The following is a 462-nucleotide window of genomic DNA, read 5'->3' on the forward strand; positions in this document are numbered from 1 at the left end:
CAAGCTTATTTAAAACTCTTTATTCACTCGGTTTTGCTTGGTAAAATCTATATTTTACTTACTTATCTAGTTTTCAATGTACAATTTCTTTTTAGTCAAGCGCTCGCATACTGCTTTATTTTCAAAAAATCAAATGCTCATTTACAAAAGTAAACTCCGCTTTAATTTTTCTCAATGCATTGTCTGACAACCGCTTTCTTTAAAAAGAATAGATTGTCAAGCGCTCGCATACTGCTTTATTTTCATAAGCAATATCGCTTTAACCAAAAAATATTTGAATGTTAAATAAACATTCAAAACTGAATACAATATGTCACGTTATTCCGCATCTTCTAAAGAAGATGTTCCGAATATATCCTTAGAAAGGAGGTGATCCAGCCGCACCTTCCGATACGGCTACCTTGTTACGACTTCACCCCAATCATTTGTCCCACCTTCGACGGCTAGCTCCTAAAAGGTTAC

Annotated in this window: 1 rRNA gene; it reads right to left on the reverse strand. The window is 34.6% G+C overall.

Annotated features, from left to right (window positions below):
• Nucleotides 1–362: 362 nt before the first annotated feature.
• Nucleotides 363–462, reverse strand: a 16S ribosomal RNA gene (locus tag IDG45_RS13730); the annotation flags it as partial.

The sequence above is a fragment of the Staphylococcus sp. EG-SA-10 genome, from assembly GCF_017151945.1.
Lineage (GTDB): Bacteria > Bacillota > Bacilli > Staphylococcales > Staphylococcaceae > Staphylococcus > Staphylococcus aureus.